This is a genomic window from Streptomyces sp. NPDC104761 (genome assembly GCF_055583445.1).
On record NZ_JBVJNZ010000020.1, the window covers coordinates 102,180 to 120,563 of the forward strand.

Annotated in this window: 19 protein-coding genes; 10 read left to right on the top strand and 9 right to left on the bottom strand. The window is 69.9% G+C overall.

The genetic code is table 11. The features are described 5' to 3' along the window. Window positions 1-5 precede the first annotated feature (5 nt). The 8 genes from ACZ63F_RS38030 to ACZ63F_RS38065 are packed head-to-tail and all read left to right on the top strand — an operon-like array spanning window position 6 to window position 8,394. Window positions 6-1,256, top strand: coding sequence for an MCE family protein (locus ACZ63F_RS38030; protein ID WP_469718216.1), 1,251 nt, complete (start codon window positions 6-8; stop codon window positions 1,254-1,256). Next, window positions 1,253-2,293, top strand: coding sequence for an MCE family protein (locus tag ACZ63F_RS38035; protein ID WP_469718217.1), 1,041 nt, complete (start codon window positions 1,253-1,255; stop codon window positions 2,291-2,293). Before ACZ63F_RS38030 ends, ACZ63F_RS38035 begins: the two co-directional genes overlap by 4 nt. After that, a complete protein-coding gene (locus tag ACZ63F_RS38040) occupies window positions 2,290-3,456 on the top strand; it encodes an MCE family protein (RefSeq protein ID WP_469718218.1) in 1,167 nt (388 codons plus the stop codon). Before ACZ63F_RS38035 ends, ACZ63F_RS38040 begins: the two co-directional genes overlap by 4 nt. Next, window positions 3,453-4,562: an MCE family protein gene (locus ACZ63F_RS38045; RefSeq protein WP_469718220.1), complete on the top strand. Its 1,110-nt coding sequence runs from the start codon at window positions 3,453-3,455 to the stop codon at window positions 4,560-4,562. Before ACZ63F_RS38040 ends, ACZ63F_RS38045 begins: the two co-directional genes overlap by 4 nt. Continuing rightward, window positions 4,559-5,833: an MCE family protein gene (locus ACZ63F_RS38050; RefSeq protein WP_469718221.1), complete on the top strand. Its 1,275-nt coding sequence runs from the start codon at window positions 4,559-4,561 to the stop codon at window positions 5,831-5,833. The genes ACZ63F_RS38045 and ACZ63F_RS38050 overlap by 4 nt, the downstream gene beginning before the upstream one ends. Next, window positions 5,830-7,104 carry an MCE family protein gene (locus ACZ63F_RS38055; protein WP_469718222.1) on the top strand — a complete coding sequence of 425 codons (1,275 nt, stop codon included), beginning with the start codon at window positions 5,830-5,832 and terminating at the stop codon, window positions 7,102-7,104. The genes ACZ63F_RS38050 and ACZ63F_RS38055 overlap by 4 nt, the downstream gene beginning before the upstream one ends. Window positions 7,105-7,115: 11 nt before the next feature. Further along, entirely contained in the window at window positions 7,116-7,589 is a 474-nt protein-coding gene (locus ACZ63F_RS38060; RefSeq protein WP_469718224.1) for a hypothetical protein, read from the top strand. Window positions 7,590-7,623: 34 nt separating this feature from the next. Further along, window positions 7,624-8,394 (top strand): hypothetical protein, encoded by a 771-nt coding sequence (locus tag ACZ63F_RS38065; RefSeq protein WP_469718225.1) that lies wholly within the window; start codon window positions 7,624-7,626, stop codon window positions 8,392-8,394. Between the two features lie 288 nt (window positions 8,395-8,682). Here ACZ63F_RS38065 and ACZ63F_RS38070 read toward each other — a convergent pair whose 3' ends face one another. Then, the gene (locus tag ACZ63F_RS38070) at window positions 8,683-9,303 is read right to left on the bottom strand and encodes an MFS transporter (RefSeq protein ID WP_469718226.1); all 621 of its coding nucleotides are present in this window, start codon (window positions 9,301-9,303) and stop codon (window positions 8,683-8,685) included. A 45-nt stretch (window positions 9,304-9,348) separates the two neighbouring features. Between ACZ63F_RS38070 and ACZ63F_RS38075 the strand changes: the two genes are divergently transcribed. Together ACZ63F_RS38075 and ACZ63F_RS38080 are read left to right on the top strand one after the other, a co-directional pair. Next, window positions 9,349-9,612 carry a hypothetical protein gene (locus ACZ63F_RS38075; RefSeq protein ID WP_469718227.1) on the top strand — a complete coding sequence of 88 codons (264 nt, stop codon included), beginning with the start codon at window positions 9,349-9,351 and terminating at the stop codon, window positions 9,610-9,612. Window positions 9,613-9,870: 258 nt separating this feature from the next. Further along, window positions 9,871-10,410, top strand: coding sequence for a manganese efflux pump MntP (locus tag ACZ63F_RS38080; protein ID WP_469718229.1), 540 nt, complete (start codon window positions 9,871-9,873; stop codon window positions 10,408-10,410). Here ACZ63F_RS38080 and pqqE read toward each other — a convergent pair. The 8 genes from pqqE to katG form a co-directional block, all read right to left on the bottom strand. Continuing rightward, complete coding sequence (gene pqqE / locus ACZ63F_RS38085; protein WP_351498016.1) at window positions 10,370-11,497, bottom strand: pyrroloquinoline quinone biosynthesis protein PqqE; 1,128 nt, start codon at window positions 11,495-11,497, stop codon at window positions 10,370-10,372. The genes ACZ63F_RS38080 and pqqE overlap by 41 nt on opposite strands. After that, the gene (gene pqqD / locus ACZ63F_RS38090; protein WP_469718230.1) at window positions 11,490-11,759 is read right to left on the bottom strand and encodes a pyrroloquinoline quinone biosynthesis peptide chaperone PqqD; all 270 of its coding nucleotides are present in this window, start codon (window positions 11,757-11,759) and stop codon (window positions 11,490-11,492) included. The genes pqqE and pqqD overlap by 8 nt, the downstream gene beginning before the upstream one ends. A 59-nt stretch (window positions 11,760-11,818) precedes the next feature. Further along, window positions 11,819-12,514, bottom strand: coding sequence for a pyrroloquinoline-quinone synthase PqqC (gene pqqC, locus ACZ63F_RS38095; RefSeq protein WP_469718231.1), 696 nt, complete (start codon window positions 12,512-12,514; stop codon window positions 11,819-11,821). A 7-nt stretch (window positions 12,515-12,521) separates the two neighbouring features. Next, window positions 12,522-13,427, bottom strand: coding sequence for a pyrroloquinoline quinone biosynthesis protein PqqB (pqqB, locus tag ACZ63F_RS38100; RefSeq protein ID WP_469718233.1), 906 nt, complete (start codon window positions 13,425-13,427; stop codon window positions 12,522-12,524). Between the two features lie 124 nt (window positions 13,428-13,551). Continuing rightward, the gene (gene pqqA / locus ACZ63F_RS38105) at window positions 13,552-13,656 is read right to left on the bottom strand and encodes a pyrroloquinoline quinone precursor peptide PqqA (protein ID WP_293988696.1); all 105 of its coding nucleotides are present in this window, start codon (window positions 13,654-13,656) and stop codon (window positions 13,552-13,554) included. Window positions 13,657-13,702: 46 nt separating this feature from the next. Next, complete coding sequence (locus tag ACZ63F_RS38110; RefSeq protein WP_469718234.1) at window positions 13,703-15,403, bottom strand: PQQ-dependent dehydrogenase, methanol/ethanol family; 1,701 nt, start codon at window positions 15,401-15,403, stop codon at window positions 13,703-13,705. A 22-nt stretch (window positions 15,404-15,425) separates the two neighbouring features. After that, window positions 15,426-15,887, bottom strand: a complete 462-nt coding sequence (locus tag ACZ63F_RS38115; protein ID WP_469718236.1) for an MSMEG_3727 family PQQ-associated protein — start codon at window positions 15,885-15,887, stop codon at window positions 15,426-15,428. Window positions 15,888-16,086: 199 nt separating this feature from the next. After that, on the bottom strand, window positions 16,087-18,375 hold the full coding sequence (katG, locus tag ACZ63F_RS38120) for a catalase/peroxidase HPI (protein ID WP_469718237.1): 2,289 nt from the start codon (window positions 18,373-18,375) through the stop codon (window positions 16,087-16,089). Window positions 18,376-18,384 lie beyond the last annotated feature (9 nt).

Below are 18,384 nucleotides of genomic sequence, written 5' to 3' on the forward strand. Positions count from 1 at the left end.
GGCCGATGAGAGCACGGAGACTCAGGTTGTACGGCGTCGCGTTCATCGCCGTGCTCGCGCTGCTGCTGTCGCTCGCGGTGGCCGTCTACGAGCAGGCGTTCACGCCGGTCGTGCACATCACGCTGCAGGCCGACGCGCTCGGCAACCAGCTGGAGCCGCGCGCCGACGTCAAGCTGCGCGGGCTGCTGGTCGGCGAGGTCCGGGCGGCGCACGCGGACGGGACGAAGGCCACGCTCGACATCGCGCTCAAGCCGGAGTACGTCGCGTACATCCCCTCGGACGTACACGCGCGGCTGCTGCCCAAGACACTCTTCGGCGAGAAGTACGTCGATCTCGTGCCGCCCGCCGGGTCGGCGGCCCGGCCCATCCGCGCCGGGGACGTCATCACTCAGGACCGCACCACGGTCGGCATCGAGGTACAGCAGCTGATGAACGACCTGCTGCCGCTGCTGCGGACGGTCCAGCCGGGCGAACTCAACGCCACGCTCTCGGCGTTCGCCACCGCTCTGGAGGGCCGCGGCGACCGGATCGGCGACAACCTCGTCCGGGTCGAGGGCTATCTGCGCCGCCTCAACCCGCACATGCCCTCCCTCAAGGAGGACATCACACGGTTCGCGGACGTCGCCGAGGTGTACGGCGACGCCGCCCCCGACCTGATGCGGATCCTGCGCAACACGGTCACCACCAGCCGGACGATCGTCGAGAAGAGGGACCGGTTGGCCTCGGCTCTGCGCGCGACCGCCTCCGTGGCGGGCACGGCGAACGGCTTCCTGTCCGAGAACGGCGACCGGCTGATCACCCTGGGCCGGGTCTCCCGCCCCACGCTGGAGCTGTTCGCCCGCTACTCCCCCGAGTACCCGTGCCTGTTCCAGGGCCTGGTCCGGCAGGAGAAGGCGTCGGAGGACGCGTTCCGGGGCGGCGAGATGCGGATCACCCTTGAGGTCGTCCGGCCGCAGGGGGCGTACCGGCCCGGTGAGGAGCCGGTGTACGGCGAGCGGTCCGGGCCGGACTGCCGCGGCCTGCCGCATCCGCAGGTACCCGGGCCGAAGCCGCACCTCGACGACGGTACGTCGGCCGGAGGTTCCGGCGCCGGCGCCCTCCCCGGCGATGTCGGCGTGTCCGCCACCCGGGCCGAGCAGCGGGCCGTCGGCTCGCTCGTGGCCCCCGTCATGGGCGTCCCCGCGGACCAGGTGCCGCCCGTGGCGACCCTGCTGTTCGGGCCGCTCGCGCGCGGAACGGCGGTGAGTGTCGCATGAGCAGGTCAGGAGCCCGGCAGACCGCCGCCCCGCTGGTCAAGTTCAGCCTCTTCGCGCTGGTCACGATCGCGGCGACGGCGCTGCTCGCCGCCACCGTCGTCAACGTCTCCTTCACCCCCAAGGACACCTATCACGCGGTGTTCACCGACGTCACCGGGCTGGAGACCGGCGACGACATCCGGGTGGCCGGAGTGCGGGTGGGGGAGGTCGACGGCATCCGGATCAAGGACCGGACCCTGGCGGAGGTCACGTTCACCGTCAGCGCGGACCGGCCGCTGCTCGCCGGGACCCGTGCGGTCGTCCGCTACCGCAACCTGGTCGGGCAGCGGTACATCGCGCTCACCGAGGGCACGGGGGACGTCACCGCGCGGCTGCGGCCGGGCGGCACGATCCCGTTGTCCCGGACCCAGCCGGCGCTGGACCTCAACGCCCTGCTGAACGGCTTCAAGCCGCTGTTCGCCGCGCTCAGCCCGAGCGACGTCAACCAGCTGGCCACCGAGATCGTCCAGACCCTCCAGGGCGAGGGCGGCACGGTGAACAGCCTGCTCGCGCACACCGCCTCGCTCACCAGCACCCTCGCCGACCGCGACAAGCTGATCGGATCGGTGATCGACAACCTCAACACCGTCCTGGAGACGCTCGACAAGCGCGGCTCCCGCTTCTCCGGGCTGCTCACGCAGCTGCGCCGGGTGGTCTCGGGGCTGTCCGCCGACCGCAAGCCCCTCGGGGAGTCGCTGGTGAGCATCGGCGACCTCACGGACGTCACGTCGGGGCTGCTGAAGGACGCGCGTCCACCGCTGAAGGACGACATCGCCGGGCTCGGCGGTCTCGCCGGAACGCTGAACAAGAACGAGAACACCGTGGAGGGTGTCCTGAAGCGGCTGCCGAACAAGCTCGACAAGCTGACGGGGACCGCGTCGTACGGCTCGTGGTTCAACTTCTACCTCTGCGACTTCGACGGCCGGATCGTGCTGCCGAAGACCAAGCAGGTGATCAGCCCGGAGCTGCACGTGGCGCAGGCGAGGTGCGGCGGATGAGCATGCGCATCAGGCGGCGCAAGGTCCGCCGCCCCGAGCCGCTGGTGAAGGTACGCGTCCTGCCGCCCAGGCTGCCGAGACTCCCCAGACTGCTGCCGAAACGCAAACCCCGCCCCGAACCCCTCGTGAAAGTCCGGGTCCTGCCGCCCAAGCTGCCCAGGATCCGGCTCAGGCGCCCACGCCTCAAGCCCTTCCGCGAGCGCAATCCGGTTGTCGTGGGTGCCGTCGGCCTCACCGTCCTCGCGCTGCTCACCGTTGCCGCCTTCAACGCCGACAGCCTGCCGCTGATCGGCGGCGGCGACACCTACAGCGCGGCCTTCTCCGAGGCCGGCGGGCTCAAGCCGGGCGACGAGGTTCGGATCGCCGGGGTCAAGGTCGGCAAGGTCGAGGGCGTCGACCTGGAGGGCGACCACGTCAAGGTGACCTTCAAAGTGAAGGGCCGTCCGGCGTTCGGTACCGACACGGGTGCGTCGATCCGTGTCAAGACGATCCTCGGCGCGAAGTACCTGGCCCTGTACCCGAAGGGGCCCGGCCAGTTGAGGCCGGGCCGCGAGATCCCGCTCCGGCGGACCGTGTCGGCGTACGACGTCGTCCAGGCCTTCAGTGACCTGACGACCACCACCGAGGAGATCGACACGGACCGGCTCGCGAAGGCACTGGGCACGATCTCCGTCACCTTCCAGGACTCCCCCGAGGAGGTGCGGGCGTCGATCAAGGGGCTGTCGCGGATCTCCCGGACCGTCGCCGCCCGTGACCAGGCGCTGCGCGGGCTCCTCGACCATGCGAACGGAGTCACCGAGGTGCTGGCCGGTCACACGAAGGACTTCTCCGCGCTGGTGAGGGACGGTGACGCCCTGTTCAAGGAGATCGACGAGCGGCGTGCGGCGATCCACAAGCTGCTCAAGAGCTCCGCGCTGCTCGGCATCGAGCTGTACGGCCTGGTCGACGACAACAGCAAGGAGATCGGGCCCGCGCTGAAGAACATCAACACCTTCGTGACGATGCTCGAACGCAACCAGGCAAGCCTCGACCGCAGCGTCCGGCTCCTCGCCCCCTACGTACGGCTCTTCACCAACACCCTCGGCAACGGCCGGTGGTTCGACTCCTACATCCAGAACCTGGTCGCCGCCCCGGTCACGCCACGGACGGGAGGCACCCGATGACCCGCAGACTCCTGGCCCTGTTCACCGCGCTCGCGATCGTCATCGGCCTCGCCGTCGTCCTCTGGCCGGGCCCCGCCCCCGTCCGCGTCACGGCGTACTTCCCGCGCACCGTCGGCATCTACCCCGGCTCCGACGTCCGCGTCCTCGGCGTCCGCATCGGCGAGGTCAAGAAGATCACGCCGGAGGACGACCGGGTACGGGTGGAGCTGGAATACGACCGGAGCCGCAAGGTCCCCGCCGACGCACAGGCCGCCATCATCAACTCCTCGGTGGTCAGCGACCGTTACGTGCAGCTGCTGCCGGTGTACCGCAAGGGCGCGGTGCTGCGGGACGGAGGCGTCATCCCCGAGTCCCGTACGGCCGTCCCCGTCGAGCTGGACCGGATCTTCGACAGTCTGCACACCACCGCCGAGGCACTCGGCCCGAACGGTGCCAACAAGAAGGGGGCGCTGTCCCGGCTGCTCGGGGTGAGCGCGGACAACCTCCAGGGGCAGGGCGAGAACCTCAACCAGACGGTGGAGGACCTGTCCCAGGCGGTCACCACGCTGTCCGACGGGCGGGGCGACCTGTTCGGGACCGTGCGGAACCTTCAGGTGTTCACGGCCGCGCTGGCGGCGGACGACACCAGCGTGCGGTCGTTCGACACCGACCTCGCGGACGTGGCCGGGCAGCTCGCCGGGGAGCGCAAGGATCTCGCGGCCGCGCTGAAGTACCTGGCCGCCGCACTCGGCGACGTGTCCGGCTTCGTGAAGGGCAACAAGAAGGCGCTGACCTCGGACGTGCAGGGCCTGGCCAAGGTCACCAAGGTCCTCGTCACCCAACGGGACGCTCTGGAGGAGCTGTTGACCGTCGCCCCCACGGGCCTGTCGAACCTGCAGAACGCCTACGACCCCGCCGCCGGCACCCTCGACACCCGCAACAACGCGCAGACCTCGCAGGATCCGTCCTCCGTTCTCTGCTCGATCCTGAAGACGACCGGCGACGACCACGACAACTGTGCCGGGCTGAAGAAGCTCTTCGACTCCCTGCCCGAGGTTCCGTCGGCCCCGCCGTCGACGGGCACGGTCGACAAGACCCTCGGCGGGATTCTGGGGGCAAGAGCATGAGCGTGCAGCGCAAGGGGCGGGTGGCCGCCTGGGCGGCGGTCGGCTCGCTGCTGCTGACCGGCTGCGAGTTCAACGGCTGGTACGACGTTCCGCTCCCCGGCGGCGCCGCCTCGGACGGTCACGCCTACCACGTCACCGTCGACTTCCGGGACGTCCTGGATCTGGTGCCGCAGTCGGCGGTCAAGGTCAACAACGTCACCGTCGGCGCGGTGGAGAGGGTGGAACTGGACGGCTGGCACGCGCGGGTACGGCTGCGCATCGCCGACTCGGTGAAGCTGCCCGGCAACGCCGTCGCCGATCTGAGGCAGACCAGCATGCTCGGCGAGAAGTACGTCGCCCTGTCCGCGCCGACCGGCACGCGGCCCGTCGGACGGCTCCACGACGGCGACCGCATCCCGCTGTCCCGCAGCGGCCGCAACCCGGAGGTCGAGGAGGTGCTGTCGGCCCTGTCCGCGCTGCTCAACGGCGGCGGGGTGGCCCAGCTGAAGACGATCACCGTCGAGCTGAACAAGGCCCTCAACGGCCGCGAGGACCGGGTCAGGTCCCTGCTGAAGCAACTCGACACGTTCCTCGGCGGCCTCGACGACCAGCGGGCGGAGATCGTGCGCGCGCTCAAGGGCGTCGACCGGCTGGCGAAGCGGCTGAAGGACGAGAAGAAGACGATCGCGCTGGCCGTCGACACCATTCCGCCCGCCCTGAAGGCCCTCGCCGACCAGCGCAAGGACCTGACGAAGATGCTCGCCGCCCTGTCGGCACTCGGCAAGACCGGCACCAGGGTGGTGAACGCCTCCCACGACGACACCGTCGCCAACCTGACGAAGCTCCAGCCCATCCTGCAGCAACTGAACAAGGCGGGCGACGACCTGCCCGACTCCCTTGAGCTCCTGACCACTTACCCGTTCCCGCGCAACGCGACGGACGCCGTCAAGGGCGACTACGTCAACCTCAAGATCACCGCCGACCTCGACCTGGCGGACCTGTACGGCAACGTCACCGGCAAGCCGGGCAACGGCGGGAAGTCCCCGGCCCCCGGGACACCGCAACTTCCCGTCGTCCCCACTCCCACCCCTCTCCCGTCCGTCCCGTCCCTGCCGGGCATCCCGTCCGTGCCCCCCGTGCCCGCCGTACCCTCGACGCCCTCCGACGGCAGCACCCTGCTGTGCCCGCCGGTGTGCACGGCTGCGTACGGCACCGGGGACGGCTCGCGTCGCCTCCCGCCGGGGGTCGATCTCGGCCTCGCCGAGCTGATGCTGAAGGGGATACTGCCGTGATCACACGTACGGTCAGAGCCCAGTTGCTCGCCTTCGCCACCGTCACCGCCCTCGGGGTGTCCTACGTGGGCGCCCGGTACACGGGCCTGGTGGACGACGTCCTGCACCGCGGCTACACCGTGCGCGCCGACTTCGCCGAGTCCGGGGGCGTCTTCCCCGGCGCCGAGGTCACCTACCGGGGCGTGCCGGTGGGCCGCGTGGGCGATCTGCGGCTGACCGGGTCCGGGGTCTCGGCGGCGCTGAAGATCGAGGACGGCGCCCCGAGGATCCCCGCCGACACACTCGCGGTGGTCGCCGACCGTTCGGCGGTGGGCGAGCAGTACGTCGACCTCCAGCCACGGCGGTCGGGCGGGCCGTACCTCATGGACGGCAGCCCGATCCCGCGCAGCCGCACCCGGACCCCGCTGCCGGTCACCGACCTGGTCCTCAGCCTGGACCGGCTGGTCAACTCGGTCGGCAAGGACGATCTGCGGGTCACCGTGGACGAGTTGGGCAAGGCCTTCGCCGGCACCGGACCGAACCTGAGCCGGCTGGTGGACTCCGGCAACGCGCTGGTGGAGTCGGCGTCCGAGTCGCTCCCCCAGACGGTCTCGCTGATCGAGGACTCGCGGAAGGTGCTCAAGACCCAGGCCGACCAGGGCTCGGCCATCAAGTCGTTCTCCCGCGACCTGGCCACGCTCACCGAGCAGCTGAAGTCGAGCGACGGCGATCTGCGCAGGCTCGTCGACAACACCGCGCCCGCCGCCCAGCAGTTGGACTCCCTGCTGAAGTCCACCCGGCCGCAGGTGCCGGTCCTGCTGGCCAACCTCGTCAGCGGCGGCCAGATCACCCTGGCCCGGCTGCCCGGCGTCGAACAGGCCCTGGTCACACTCCCGCTCACGGTCGCGGGCAGCTACACGGTCATCCCCGGCGACGGCACCACCCACTTCGGGATGACCGTGAACGCCGACGACCCTCCCGCATGCACCCAGGGCTACGGCAACCAGCGGCGCGACCCCGCCGACACCAGCACGCGCCCGGCGAACACCGACGCGCGCTGCACGGTGCCGCGCGGCGGCAAGACCTCGGTGCGCGGAGCGCAGAACGCGCCCGGCGTGACGACGGGCCGGTACGGCGCCGGCCAGAGCGCGTTCGTGGCCCCGTACGACCCGGAGACCGGCACCGTGACCGGCCCGGACGGAACGCCCTTCGAGATCGGCTCGACGGGCGGGGAACAGACCGTGTTCGGAAAGGAGTCGTGGCAATGGCTGCTCGTGGGACCGATGGCATGAGGGGCGGACGCATGAGGCTGCTGTCGGCGGGGCTGGTCGCCGCGACCGTGCTGACGACCGTGCTGTGTGTCTGGCTGGGCCTGAAACTGTCCGACCAGCGCGCGGCGGAACAGCGCCGTCAGGACATCCTGGCGGCGGCCCGCCAGTCGGCGCTGAACTTCACCTCGCTCGACTACCGGCACTACGACCGGGACAGCGGCAATGTGCTGAAGGGCGCCACCGGCGAGTTCAAGAAGGAGTTCGCCGCGCAGACCGCACAGCTGACGAAGCTGGTTGCGCAGAACAAGTCGGTGTCCGAGGGACAGGTCCTGGACGCGGGCATCGTGCGGTCCGACGCGCGCTCGGCCCGGGTCCTGGTCGTGGGCGACAGCAAGGTCACCAACAGCGCCGCGCCCGAGGGGCAGGCGCGCACCTACCGGCTCCAGCTCGACCTCGCCCGCGTGGACGGCCGCTGGCTGACCTCCGACGTCGCGTTCGTGGGCTGACCCGCCCGTGAGGCCATCGATGAGAAGAGACACCATGGCGAACCCGACCTCCCGCACCGGCTCACCGGCCCGCCGCACCATGACCGCGGCCGCCCGCGCGGCAGCCAAGCGCGCCGGACGGCCCGCGCGCCCCGACCACGGTGCCGGCCAGGAAGAACGGCCTCCCTCCGGGCGCACCCTGCTCGTCGAGCCCCCGGCGAACGGCTGGGAGGACCCGCCGGAGCCCGAGTCGCCCGAGTCGCCCGAGTCGTCCGAGTCGTCCGAGGGGGAGCAGCCGGAGGACGGCGCGCCCCCGCGCAAGGCCGGGCGGAGCGTGCTCACCGCGGTGCTGGGCGTCGTCCTCGTGGCGGCCCTGGTCGCGGCCGCCGTACTCGGGTGGCAGTACCGGCAGGGGCGGCAGGCGGAACAGGCCCGCGGCGAGGCCCTCGCGGCCGCTCGGCAGGCGGCGCCGGTCGTGCTGTCGTACGACTACCGGCACCTGGACCGGGACTTCTCCCGGGCCCGCGCCCTGCTGACCGGGCACTTCCGCGACCAGTACGGCAAGACCACGAAGGCGGTGGTCGCGCCGACCGCGACGAAGTACCACGGCGTGGTGAAGGCGACCGTCGCCACACCCGCCGACGGCGGCGCCCCGGCGGTCTCCGTCGTGTCGGCCGCACCGGACCGGGCCGTCGTCCTGCTCTTCGTCAACCAGGTCACCAGCAGCACCCAGGTCCCGGAGCCCCGGCTGGACCTGAACCGGGTGCGTATGACGCTCACCCGCACCTCCGACGGTTGGAAGGTGAGCGGCGTCGACGCCCTCTGACCGCGGTGCGCAAACGGGATCGACCGGTGGTACGGCGGTGCTGCCACGGCCGCCGCGATGACAGCCGCTGTAACTGGCCTGGCTGCCCGTCGATTGTGGACCGTACCGGCCAATGGCTACGGCCATTCGAATGGCATCGGGTCCCAACCAGCCGATCACCGTCACCCTCGCCTGCTGAGACAGGAGTCCGGGCCCGCAGCTACGGGGGAAAGCAGCAGGCCCGGACACCCTCACGATCGCACATCCTCCCCGCGTTCATCACGATGATCGGCCGGGCGGGCGGTGGTGTCAGCTGAGTCCGAGCGTGGTGAGGGCGGCGCTCCAGTCGGTGACGATGGCCTGCTGCGCCTGGGCGAGGCGTTCGACCGCCTTGGCCACCGCACCGGTCGCCGGTTGGCGTTGTTGTTCAGGCGGCGTCGGCCGGTGCTGGGAGCGCCGGATTCTCTGCGGAGGGACGGTCGATGATCCAGCGCCGTCGACTCCGTGTGTCTGGGCGAGACTGCCGGAGACGGCCTGTCCTGCAGCTGTCCCGAGCGGGCCTCCGGCGCACAGGATGGTCATGGCGACGGCAGCGTGTTCGGCGGGGGCAAGCCGTTCGGTGAGGGCGTAGAGGCTGATCATGTACGGCGCGACGGTGAAGCTCGCCAGTGCGACGGCCGCGGGCACGGATGCGAGTTGTGCGCCGGTGCAGAGGATGAGCATGCCCGCGAAGAGTGCTGCGGCGAAGGCGGTGTAGCGGGCCCGCAGAGTGAATCCCCGGGGGAGCCAGGCGCAGGCGGCGCCGGCCAGGGCGCTGCCGATGGCGAACTCGGCGTAGACGAGGCCGGCGACGCCGGGCTTGCCGATGGTGTTGGCGTACACGGTGACGGTGGTCTGGACGGCTCCGAACACGGTTCCCATGGCGACCATGGCGAAGAACATCGCTCCGCGGTCAGCGGGCAGGTGCCTGAAGCTGTGGGATCTGCTGCAGGTTCGGGAGAGGTGGGGCAGGTCATCCTCGCCGTCACCCGCCTGTGCACCACCGCCCAGGCCACCCGCGGCCGACTCGTCCCGGCCGGCGCCCGCGAACTGCTCCCTCTGCTCCGGGCCACAGTGCTGTCCTCGCCCCGCCGCGACCGCGATCACCTACTGCACCGGTCCGCCTGCCGCGAACACCAGCACCGCGCGGCCGAAGCACACCGCCGCTGGAACAACATCACCGCCGCCGCGACGACCTGACACGACCGGCGTGATCAAGAACTACAGCTGCTGTGAATGAGCCTGCGATCGTCAGGGTGGCCCGGATAACACCACCTACGAGATGGCCGAAATGACGCGCGCAGGTTCAATCAGCGCACCCTTATGGAAGCGGGAGAATCTTCCAGAAAGCGGCTTTCTGGGTTTATTCCAGGAACCACCTGAGATAGTATGTGGAATTGTGGAGTCAAGCCGAAGCGGAGTCGTTTTCGCCGACGCCGACCACCATCGGGCATCGCCATGATCTGGGAAATACTGGTCCTGGGTTTTGTACTCAGTCTCGACAATTTCCGGGTATCGATCGCGCTCGGCACGGTCCCATTCGGTGTGAAGCGCGCGGTGCAGGTGGCGCTGACCTTCGGGCTGATGGACGCGATCATGCCCCTGGTCGGGCTGTTGATCGGTCACCAGATCGGGGAGTCCGTCGGGGGCGTCGCCGATGTGGTGGGCGCCGCCGCGCTCGGCGGGTATGGTCTCTACCTGGTCGTCTCAGCCCTTCGGAACCCCGAGCCGGACGAGTTGGACCACCCGTGGGCGTTGTTCGGCATCCCGTTGACGCTGAGCCTGGACAACTTGTTCGCCGGGGCGAGCCTGGGCGTCCTTGGGCTCTCCCCGTGGTTCTCGGCCGCCGTCTTCGGTGTCATGACGGCGGCATTGTCGCTGGTCGGGCTGCAGCTCGGACGTGCTGCGGCGCGTCTCGTCCGGATACGCCCGGACCTGCTGAGCGGGGTCACCTTGATCATCGCCGCTGCGGTGCTGCCGTTGTGGTCCGGTGGCTGAGCCGACCGGGTCGGTGCGCGCGGGGGACCAGCGGAAGATCGTCGTCCCGCGAGTCGGCGTTGGCAGCCTCGACGGCCTGGGCGACCAGGTCGTGGTCGGGCGACAGGTAGCAGACCGGGTCGGTGCGGGCGGCGTCGCCGGTGAGCAGGAACGCCTGGCAGCGGCACCCGCCGAAGTCCACCTCTCGCCGGAAGCAGCTCCGGCAGGGCTCCGGCATCCAGTCGGTCCCCCGGAACGCGGTCATCACCGGGGACTCGGCCCAGATCCACCGCAGCGAGTCCTCCCGCACGCTGGCCCGCGGCAACGGCAGGGACTGGGCGGCCGGGCAGGGCAGAACGTCGCCGTTCGGCGTCACGGTCAGTTGTCGGGAGGCCCAGCCGCCCATGCAGGGCTTCGGGTAGCGGCTGTAGTAGTCGGGGATGACGTAGATGACGTCCATGCGATCCCGCAGCCGCTCGCGGGCGGCCCGCACGACGGTCTCGGCCGCCTCCAGCTGGGCCCGGCTCGGCAGCAGCGCGTCACGGTTTCGCCAGGCCCAGCCGTAGTACTGGGTGTTGGCCAGCTCCAGCCGGTCGGCGCCCACCTCCTCGGCCAGCCCGATCACCTCGGCGACGCGGTCGATGTTGTGCCGGTGCAGCACCACGTTCATGGTGAGCGGCCAGCCCAGCTCCTTGACCACGCCCATCGCCTCGATCTTGCGCTGGAAGGACGGCGTCCCCGCGATCCGGTCGGACACGGTCGGTTCGTCGGCCTGGATGCTGATCTGCACGTGGTCCAGGCCGGCGGCCCGCAACTGCTCGGCCCTCGGAGGCGAGAGCCCGAGGGCGCTGGTGATCAGATTGGTGTAGAGGCCCAGGTCGTGGGCGTCCGCCACGATCTCCGCCAGATCGCGCCGCAGCAGCGGTTCCCCACCGGACAGATGACACTGCAGAACCCCGAGGTCGCACGCCTGGGCGAGCACCCGCCGCCACTCGTCGGTGGCCAGCTCGTCCTGGTAGCCGGCCATGTTCAACGGGTTGGAGCAGTACGGGCAGGCCAGCGGGCAGCGGTAGGTGAGCTCGGCGAGCAGGCCGTACGGGCTATCCATCGCCAAGCTCCAGCCAGCGCCGGGCGACGAGCCGGTCCAAGAACTGCCGCACCTCGTCCTCGGGGACGGTCTGGTAGCGGGCGCCGAGCTCGGTCACGATCTCGGCCACGGTGTGCCGCCCGTCGCACAGCTCGAGGACGGCCGCGCCGCTGCCGTTCAGCACCACCACCGTCTCGGGGTGCAGCAGGACCTTGCGCTGCCTGGTCCGGCAGAAGGTCAGCCGGACATGGCGCGCAAGCCTGGGCCGGTCCGCGCCGGACACGCCGGGTCGGGTCCTGGTTCTGGTCCGGGTCGTTCCGGGAGGGGTCGCGTGCATGGTGGTCACTCCGGGTAGGCCTGGTCGATGGCGTCCATCAGGCTCCACAGGACGTCGCATTTGAACGACAGCGCGTCGACGGCGCGCGCCTGGGACTCGGCGGAGAGGCAGTGCGCGGTGACCACCTCCAAGGCGTGCTCGCAGTCACGTGGAGCCTGCTCCAGGCGGGCGCGGAAGTAGACAAGGCCCTCGGGGTCGATCCACGGGTACCGCCGCTCGAACGCGGCCAGCCGCGCGGCCATCAGGTCGGGCGCGAACAGTTCGGTGAGCGAGGACGCCACCGCCTCCACCCACGGCCGGGTCCGGGCGAAGTTCACGTAGGCGTCGACGGCGAACCGCACCCCGGGTACCAGGTGCCGGTGGTCCTTCACCTCCTCGCGGGTCAGCCCGACGGCCTCGCCCAGGCGCAGCCACGCCTCGATGCCGCCCTCGCCGCCGGCGGTGCCGTCGTGGTCGATGATCCGCCGGATCCAGCGGCGGCGGACCTCGAGGTCGGGGCAGTTGGAAAGGATCGCGGCGTCCTTGCGGGGGATGTTCTCCTGGTAGTAGAAGCGATTGGCCACCCAGCCCCGGATCTGCCGGCGGCTGAGTCGGCCCGCGTTCATCCGGACGTGGAACGGGTGCTGGTCGTGGTAGCGCCGCGAGTGGGCCCGCAAGATCTCGACGAAGCCGTCGGCGCCGGTTGTGGTGGTCGTTGTCATCACGGCTCTACACCTGGACCTCGAGGCCGTCCATGGCCACTTCCATGCCGCTCTCCTCCACGGTACGCCGCTCGGGCGCGCCCTCCAGGAGCACCGGGTTGGTGTTGTTCATGTGTACGAAGATCGTCCGCCCCACACCCAGCGACGGGAGCTGCGCCAGGCTGCCGTCCGGGCCGTCGATGGGCAGGTGGCCCATCTCTCTGGACGTCTTGCCGGCCAGGCCGAGCCGTACCAGCTCGTCGTCACGCCAGCAGGTCCCGTCGATCAGCAGGCAGTCGCAGCCCTCGATCTCCACGTGCAGCGCCGGTGTCAGCGATTGCACGCCTGGCAGGTACACCAGAGTCCCGCCGCTGCGCTCGTCGGCCAGCCGATAGCCCACGACGCGGCCGTGGTCCACCCCGGTTGCGAACCGGTCGCGCTTGACGGTGGGCACGTCGAAAACCCGGCAGGACAGACCCTCCGCCAGGGCGAGGCCGGCGTCGGGGATCACCGCATGCCACTCGACCCGGCAGTAGCGCTCGAGCGTACGCAGAATCCCCGAGCCGTCGAACAGTGTCTTGCGCACCGCCTGAGTGGCGTACAGCCGCAGGGCGCGGGCCTCGCGCAACAGCAGCAGGCCCAGCGTGTGGTCCAGCTCGGCGTCGGTGAGCAGCACCGCCTCCAACGGCGTCGTCCGGTCGTCGCGCGGGTGCAGGCCTGGAAAGACCTCGATCTGGGCGCGTACGTCGGGCGAGGCGTTGATGAGGAACCACCGTCGTCGGTCGGCACTGACCGCGACCGACGACTGGGTGCGCGCGAGGCCGGCCCCGGAGCGGACCGCGGCGCACACCGGGCAGCCGCAGTTCCACTGCGGGGAGCCACCCCCCGCCGCCGAGCCCAGCACTCGCAGCAACACGCCGGCACTTCCGTTCATCGAGGATCCGGGTCCGTGAGAATCCAGGTCCGTGAGGATCCAGGTCCGTCGTCGGCGCGGCCGTCCGTGGCCGTCTCGAACCGTCGGAGGGTGCCGGACCAGGTCCGGCACCCTCCCACCTCCGCTAGTCCTCCAGGTCCTCCAACTGAGCGAGGTACATGGTCACCTCGGCCGCGACTGCGATCTCGTCGAACTCGGGTGTCTCCCACACAGCGAGCTGAGTCTCCATGGAGTCACCTCCTCTCTGGCGGATGCGGCAGGCTCCGGCCAGCGCGCTATGACGGTTCCGGGAGAGCGAAGACGAGCAGGGCGCTTCCGTGCCCCGCGCCGAGCATGCCGGGGAGGAACCCCTCGGCCCAGCCACCCCAGCCGACCGGTACGGCGACGTACTGCCTGCCGTCGACCATGTAGGTGCTCGGGCTGCTGTGGTGGCCGCTTCCGCACTGGAACTGCCACAGCTGCTCCCCGGTGCGGGCGTCGAGCGCGTTGAACTCCCCGGAGGGCTCACCGGCGAACACCAGGTCACCGCCGGTGGACAGCACCGAGGCGCACATCGGGAGTTCGTTGCGCCAGCGCCACTTCTCCTCGCCGGTGGCGTCGAAGGCGCTGATGGACCCCGCCATGTCTTCGATGTCCACCTGAACGCCCGCACCCCAGTACGGGATGCTCTCCTTGAACTCCCGGCGTCGCCGGGTGGCCGTGGCGCCGGTGTCCTGGACCGGGACGTAGAAGAGCCCGGTCTTCGGGCTGTAGGCCGCATGGGTCCATTCCTTGGCGCCGGCCGGACCCGGGTAGAAGTGGACCGGTTCTCCCTCCTTGTCCGGGTACAGCTTCGCCGTCACCTTGCCGTCCCTCGTGATCGCTCCCCATGTGATGCGGTCCACGAAGGGGGTGATCCCGACCCTTTCGCCGTTCGTGCGGTCGAGGACGAAGAAGTATCCGTTCTTGTCGAAGTGCCCGAGCAGTTTGCGCCCGTCCTGCTCGAACAGGATGCACTCGGCGATGCTGTCGTAGTCCCACACGTCGTGCGGCGTGCACTGGTAGTGCCAGCGGATCTGACCGCTGTCGACGTCGACGGCGATGACGCAGTCGGTGAAGAGGTTGTCGCCCTCGCGTACCTCTCCGTCGAAGTCGGGTGCCGGGTTGCCGGTGCCGACGTACAGCAGGTTCGTCTCCGGGTCGAAGGTGCCGGTGACCCAGCAGTTCGCCCCGCCGCGTGCCCAGGCCTCGCCTTCGGCGGGCCAGGTCTCCGATCCCGGCTCCCCGGGCTTCGGCACCGTGTAGCAGCGCCACTGGTGCTCGCCGGTCTCGAGGTCGAACGCGTCGAGGTGGCCGCGTACGCCGAACTCGCCGCCGGAACTCCCGACGATGACCATGTTCTTCACGATCAGCGGGGCGAGCGTGGCGCTCTCCCCGGCCCGGACGTCACCGTAGGTCTTGTCCCAGACCCGATGGCCGGTGGTGGCGTCGAGTGCGAGCACACGAGCATTCGCCGTGACGAAGAAGACCTTCCCCTGAGCCACGGCGACCCCTCGGTTCACGTTCCCGCAGCACAGGGAGACGTCGAAGGGGACCGCATGCTTGTACCGCCAGATCTCCACGCCCGTCTTGGCGTCAAGGGCCCAGACCCAGCCGTCCCAGCCGGAGAGGAACATGACCCCGTCGACGACGATCGGGGTGGCCTCGAACGAGTAGGTCGACGCGCCCGCGATCAGGCCGGTCGTGCCGGCCTGGAAGACCCATGCCGGGACCATGCGCTTGACGTTCTCCGTGTTGATCTGATCCAGGGGGCTGTACCGCTGCCCGTTGTAGGCGCCGTAGTAGGTGAGCCAGTTCTGGGGTTCCTCGCGGGCATTGAGGATGCGTTCGTAGGTGACTCCGGCCACTACCGGCGGCGCGACATCCCCGCCCGCGGTCTTGCCGGTCAGGCGTCCCTGATCGACAGCAACGCCCGCGTCCACGTAGTCGACGGTCATTTCCTCCACCTCCTGCTTCTTGCTACGGCCGCGGCTGTTCGGGACGGTCGAGGCGAGCCTCCGGCGGAGCGTCCCCCAGGACGACGATGGCGCCGGTCAGCCCCCTGCCCTCGTCATTGCCCGTGGGCGAGCTGAACCAGTAGTAGCCAGGCCCGTCGAGGTTGAGGGTCGCGTGTCCGCGCGAGTGGTTCACGAGCCAGATGAACTTCCGGTCGCCGTTGCTCGGCAGGAGCGCGCAGTGCGTGTTCATGTCGTCATTGATGATCTCGAGTTCGATATCGCCTCCATGGGGCATGACCAGAATGTCGGGATCCCAGGTCAGCTCATCCGGGTGGATGCGAATGGTGGCCTCCATGTGGCCATCCGATTCCTCAGTGGCCTGTCCAATGCGTCCGGTTCCCAGCACTTGCCCGAGCGCTGCCTTGTTCTGTGCGTCCAACCCGATCTTGTCCAGCAGGTCGGACCGCTGCTGCGCGGTCGTCATCGGGGCTTCACTCTCCTCATCCCGAATCCCTGTTTTCGGAAGCAATGTTCTCCGAATCAACTTTGGCATTTCTTGCGTCGAATGAACCACGCCGAAAAGGGAGAGAATTTGGTATTCAATAAACACGCTACGCCGCATGAATCACACCGCCAAGCGCGAGCGCCGGTCCGGGCTGCTCATGCCGTTCGTCCGCGACCGGCTACCGTTCGTACCCCGATGTGCCACCGTTGGGAGAAGCCGGACCGCATCGAGCGAGGTCGTACCGGTCGAGGTTCATGACCTTGGCCCACGCGGCAGCGAAGTCCTGCACGAACTTCTCCCGTGCGTCGTCGCTCGCGTAGACCTCAGCGATGGCACGCAGCTCGGAGTTCGAGCCGAAGACGAGGTCGACGCGGCTACCGGTCCACTTGACCTCGCCGGTAGCGCGGTCGCGGCCCTCGAAGGTTTCCGCGGCCGCGGATGTCGGCTTCCATTCCGTGCCCGTGGCGAGCAGATTCACGAAGAAGTCGTTGGTCAGCGACCCAGGCGCCGAGGTGAAGACGCCCAGCGGCGACTGCTGGTAGTTGGCGCCCAGCACCCGCAGGCCGCCCACGAGGACGGTCATCTCGGGCGCGCTCAGGTTGAGCAGGTTCGCTCGGTCCACGAGCAGGTGCTCCGTCGGCAGCCGGTTTCCCTTGCCGCGGTAGTTGCGGAACCCGTCCGCGGTCGGCTCGAGCGGGGCGAAGGACTCCGCATCGGTCCACTCCTGCGTGGCGTCCGTGCGTCCCGGGCTGAAGGGGACCTGGACGTCGTGGCCGGCAGTCTCGGCGGCCTGTTCGACGGCGGCGGCTCCCCCAAGCACGATGAGGTCGGCCAGCGAGATCTTCTTGTCCCCGGTCTCGGAGCTGTTGAAGGTCTCCTGGATCCCCTCCAGGATGCGCAGCACCTGTGCCAGCGTGTCAGGTTCGTTGACCTCCCAGCCCCGCTGCGGCTCGAGGCGGATGCGCGCGCCGTTCGCCCCGCCACGCCTGTCGCTGATGCGGAACGTCGAGGCCGACGCCCACGCGGTCGAGACGAGCTGGGAGACGGACAGCCCGGAGGCGAGGACCTGCCTCTTGAGCGCGGCGACGTCAGCCGCCCCGACGAGCTCGTGGTCCACGGCGGGGACCGGGTCCTGCCAGATCAGCGTCTCCCTGGGGACGAGCGGTCCGAGGTAGCGCTGGATCGGGCCCATGTCGAGGTGCGTCAGCTTGAACCACGCCCGGGCGAACACATCCGCGAGGTGGTCCGGGTTCTCCAGGAAACGTCGCGAGATCGACTCGTAGACCGGGTCCAACCGCAGCGCGAGGTCCGTCGTCAGAATCGTCGGGGCGTGTGTCGTCGATGGGTCGTGGGCGTCCGGCACGGTGCCGGCCCCGCCGCCGTCGCGGGGGATCCACTGCCACAGACCGGCGGGGCTCAGCTCCAGGTCCCACTCGTAGCCGAACAGGGTCTCGAAGAAGCTGTTGTCCCATCTCGTCGGGGTGGGTGTCCACGTACCCTCGAGCCCGCTGGTGATGGCGTCCGTGCCCTTTCCGGTGCCGTAGCTGCTCTTCCAGCCCAAGCCCTGCTCCTCAAGGGTGGCGCCCTCGGGTTCGGGGCCGAGGTGGGCGTCCGGGTCGGCCGCGCCGTGGGTCTTGCCGAATGTGTGGCCGCCCGCGATGAGCGCGACGGTCTCCTCGTCGTTCATCCCCATGCGCCGGAACGTCTCGCGGATCTCCCGGGCGGCGCTGAGCGGGTCCGGGACGGTGTTCGGCCCCTCCGGGTTGACGTAGATGAGGCCCATCTGGACCGCGGCCAGAGGGTTCTCCAGCTCCCGGACGCCGCTGTGGCGTTCGTCGCCGAGCCAGGCGCGCTCGGGACCCCAGTAGACGTCCTCGTCGGGCTCCCAGACGTCCTCCCGGCCGCCGGCGAAGCCGAAGGTCGTGAAGCCCATGGTCTCCAGGGCGCGGTTGCCCGCGAAGATCATCAGGTCGGCCCAGGAAATCTTACGGCCGAACTTCTTCTTCACCGGCCAGAGCAGCCGGCGCGCCTTGTCGAGGTTGCGATTGTCCGGCCAGCTGTTCAGCGGCGCGAAACGCTGCATGCCGGCGCCCGCGCCACCGCGGCCGTCGTCGATGCGGTACGTACCCGCACTGTGCCACACCATCCGGATCATGAGCGGCCCGTAGTGGCCGAAGTCGGCCGGCCACCACTCCTGCGACGTCGCCAGCACCTCGTCGACGTCCCGCGCCAGGGCGTCGAGGTCGAGCGTCCGGAACTCCGCGGCGTAGTCGAAATCCTCGCCCATGGGGTCGGCCACGGCGGGGTGTTTCCGGAGAATCGCCAGGTTGAGCCGGTTCGGCCACCAGTCGCGGGTGCTCGCGCCGCCCATCGCGTGACTGCTGTGCCCGGCCGAGACAGAGAGGCCGAGGCCGCCCCCGCCCCGGACGTTCAGCTCGCCGACAACGGCGTTCGGACTGTCGCCCACGGGACTCCT